The 2,584-nt window shown below is 34.8% G+C and carries 2 protein-coding genes and 1 pseudogene; 1 reads left to right on the top strand and 2 read right to left on the bottom strand.

Translation table 11 applies throughout. The annotated features are described in order from the left end of the window. Positions 1 to 716: 716 nt before the first annotated feature. Positions 717 to 953 (top strand): ABC transporter C-terminal domain-containing protein, encoded by a 237-nt coding sequence (locus B9T66_RS09390; protein ID WP_095628546.1) that lies wholly within the window; start codon positions 717 to 719, stop codon positions 951 to 953. Here B9T66_RS09390 and B9T66_RS08575 read toward each other — a convergent pair. Continuing rightward, positions 950 to 1,999 carry a hypothetical protein gene (locus tag B9T66_RS08575; protein ID WP_143429126.1) on the bottom strand — a complete coding sequence of 350 codons (1,050 nt, stop codon included), beginning with the start codon at positions 1,997 to 1,999 and terminating at the stop codon, positions 950 to 952. The two genes, B9T66_RS09390 and B9T66_RS08575, sit on opposite strands and share 4 nt — an antisense overlap. A gap of 15 nt (positions 2,000 to 2,014) precedes the next feature. Beyond that, positions 2,015 to 2,584, bottom strand: a pseudogene (locus B9T66_RS08960) (hypothetical protein); the annotation flags it as partial.

The raw sequence follows: 2,584 nt of genomic DNA, 5'->3' as shown, positions 1-2,584 counted from the left end.
TTTAGTATGTGGTAGATTCTGTTGTAGTGTGTTAGAGGGGTTTAGAAGGATTGTAGGTAGTGTAAAGTAATGTGATGTTGTGGTTTGCAAGTTTGTAAAAAAAGAGTTAGTTTTAGACTTTTATCCTTTTAAGCAAAGCTTTGCGTTTGGTGGAGAGATAGCTTTAGACTTTAGATATACCCATAAAACTTAGATTCTCTAAGCAAGTGCTTCCAATATAGATAAATCACAAGGGTTTGATACATTAAGACAAGAGTTTGGTGCTACAGATGTTAGGCAGTTAAAGATTGATCTTTGTAGGATTGGCAATTATTGTGTGATAGATTCTGTTACACACAATACGCTTATTATTGAGATGACATAAGAAAATAAAGCAAGAAATATAAAACAAAGTAACTTGCTTTTATAACCAATGTAGCAATAAAGAGCTTGGAGTATAGAGATCTAGTAACCAGAGGTAGGATAGAAACAAGATTGGGAGAGAATGGGATATTTCAACAAGTAGATATGTTGGCAAGAGGTGTGTGAATTTAGTATGTGCTAGCAAAACAATATATAAGAAAGTGGGAACTATGCCAATTAATAAGAGGGTAATAAAGTAGAAGTAGATAGAGTGATTGGAGTATTTGGATAGTGTGGTGGGTAAAAGCTAAGTGGCTACATATAGCAAACAAAGAGTTATATCTTACAGAGTATCAAGATGCTAGAGGTTTAGAATCTATCTTTGCAAAGAAAAACTCGCGCTAGATTCACTACCTCAAGAAATAGAGGAGCTTGAAGGGCGTATTGCACTCTTAGAATCTGATCTCACAAATCCAGAAAAATACCAAAGTATAGGGATTACAGCCCTAGCAAATGCATTAGAGAATCTAAAAGCTGAGTTGGATATGAAATTAGAGCAGTATTTTGCTTTGGAGCAAAAAGCATTAGATTTGCAAAATAATAGCTGTTAGTCAACTTCAGTTGTTTGTATAGAATCTCTTAGATTCTGTAAATATGCTCCCACATTTTCTTTTGTGAGCTCTACACCAAAGTCTTTTGGCACTTCTACACTTTCATCTTGAAATATCTTTGCTAGGATAAGGTTACCAATCTTAGGTTTAAAATGCCACGCATAATCATCAAAGTTTGCTTTATCTCGCGTAATGGAGTTAATCCCATAAAAGCTATATACCCGTGCTTTTGTGTTATTGACTAAAAGTTCTATTGCATGAAAATATTTTTCTTGCACACCGTATTTTTCAAAGAGTTTATAATAATAGGCATGTTTGGGAAAAATGATAATAATATCTTGCGAATCCCCTAATGTAGCAAATTCTAAAATCTGAGATTCGTTAATATTGTATGGGGAGAGTTCTGCACCATTATTTTTGTAGTGTGGATGATGCTTTATGAAACGTTGCTGTTCTATTTCTTTATAGGAATTTTTCTTTCCTACAGAGAGATCATCTTTACTAAAGGCTAAATCATTTGGGCGCGAGAAAAGTATGTCTGCGAGAGTTTGAAAACTAGCTTGGAGTGTATAGGGGTTGAATAATAGTTTTATGATGTTATATTGTATATTTAAGGGAGAATTGCCTTGTAAGCGATTTAAATACTTATGCTTACGCTCAGTGTTAAGTGCAAAAGCATCAAAGCCACTTACAAAATGACTCCCATTGGTTTTGAGGGTTTTTATAAGTGTTAGACATTCCTCAAAGCTTTGTGCTGGCATTCCTACGGATATAATATGCTTGCGGAGATAATGCGCAAGAAGTGGCAGATTAACATGTTCAGTGCGAGAAGTCCCTACGAGATAATATGGAGCTTTTTGCGCAATCTTGATAGGATACAGATAGGAATAAGAAACGCGTGAAAGATTTGTAAAATTTTTATTTTCTACACTTCGTAATCCAAATGGATCAAGGTAGTAATTTATGGATACAATAAAAAGACTACCAAGAAATATAATAAGAACAAATGCTATACTCCAAGTTTTTGCAGAAAGTTTATTTCGCATCATAACTCTTCCAAATTAGAAATTAAAATATAAAAATTCAATGGTGGTATGCGCGCTAAGCGTAAAAAGCGCGGTATAAAAAAGAACAATCCCTAGGATTAATGTATAATATTTAGGGATAAAAGAGCGCAATGTTTGTATACCATTCCTCACCGCCACACATACAATAAGTGTTGCAAAAAGACTAGAAAAAACAATCATAGAACTTGCATCAATAGCTTCTGCCCACTCCCCAAACCTAATCCCCACACCATGAATCTCCCAAGTATGAAGAAACCCTAGCTTAGATTCTAAAAATTGTGGCAACACCACCACACCCCCAAACATTCCTTTCAAGAGATTGCATGCTCCTTGTATATTCTCAGATCTAAAAAATATCCAAGCAATATTGACAAAGTTAAAGGTAAGAAACCAACAGAGCACTGTATAGAGTTTTGTTTGCATAAAGCCTAGATAGATTCTTGCAAAGCTATAGCGCTGTGTCGTAGAGCATGATGCATCATTACCTTGTTGTGTGTTAACACAAGAAGGTTCTTGGTGCATAGTAAGATTATCTGTCATAGCAGATGCATGTGGATTTAAAGA

It is taken from the genome of Helicobacter sp. TUL, assembly GCF_002287135.1.
Taxonomy (GTDB): domain Bacteria; phylum Campylobacterota; class Campylobacteria; order Campylobacterales; family Helicobacteraceae; genus Helicobacter_F.
Note: the sequence above shows the minus strand (reverse complement) of the source record. Positions and strands in the feature narration are given on the sequence as shown.

Excerpts from the sequence above, each read along its gene's own strand:
- B9T66_RS08575 (WP_143429126.1), bottom strand. The coding sequence starts at position 1,999 with ATGCGAAATAAACTTTCTGCAAAAACTTGGAGTATAGCATTTGTTCTT.